Raw genomic sequence first — 861 nt, forward strand, 5'->3', positions numbered from 1 at the left:
TTGAAAGGGCCATGGTCCAGCATTATTTTGCTGCCATTCAGTTGCTCGACAACACCTTCGGCATAGTGCAGTGCGTTCATCATTTCCGTCTCATCTGACATAGCCAGCTCCTGAACGGCAATGCCTTGCAGGCTGGCTTCGGAATCGAGCAGGAACTGACCACTGACAACCACCTTCTGGTCTTCCTTCAGCCCTGCCAGGATCAGCGTTTGGTCTCCCAGCTCGCCCCCCGGCAACACTGCCTGCGGACGATATCGACCCTCCCCCTCATCAAGCATCACCAGGCTGCGCTTTCCTGTATGCAATAAGGCTGCGGTTGGTACGGCCAATGCTTTCTGTGTGGCTTCGCCATGAATGCGTACCTGAGCGCTCATGCCCGGACGCAGATCACCCTCGTCATTGGACAAGGTCACTCGCACCGGCACAGTTCGGCTGGACTGATCCACCAGAGGCAGAATGTCGGCAACTTGCCCCTCACGCAGTGCTGGCTTCACTCCTTGAACGGTCACGTCAACAGCGTTACCACTACTGACTTGCCCCAATTGGCGTTCCGGGACTGCTATCTCCACCCACACGGGGTTGAGTGACTGAATCTCCGCCACGGGAGCACCGGCCGACAGCGTCATGCCAGCACGAGCATTGAGACTGCGTATCACGCCATCATGCGGAGCTGTCACCGTCCAGGTTTCCAGCGGTTTACGTTGGCGTTCAATACTTCGGATCAGGGATGCAGGCATGCCCAATGACAACAGGCGCTCCCGCCCGGCGACGATCAGTTCGTTGTTGCCGCTGCCGAGCACGGCCAGCCATTCATGCTGAGCTCCAGTCCAGGCCGGAACTCTCAATTGCATCAGCGGCTGA

Annotated in this window: 1 protein-coding gene; it reads right to left on the bottom strand. The window is 58.1% G+C overall.

The window, feature by feature from the left end; genetic code table 11:
- Positions 1-851, bottom strand: an 851-nt coding sequence (locus tag A3730_RS05975; RefSeq protein WP_231883863.1) for an efflux RND transporter periplasmic adaptor subunit, incomplete at its 3' end; no start/stop codon positions are given.
- Between the last annotated feature and the right edge of the window lie 10 nt (positions 852-861).

Source organism: Alcanivorax sp. HI0044, assembly GCF_001634945.1.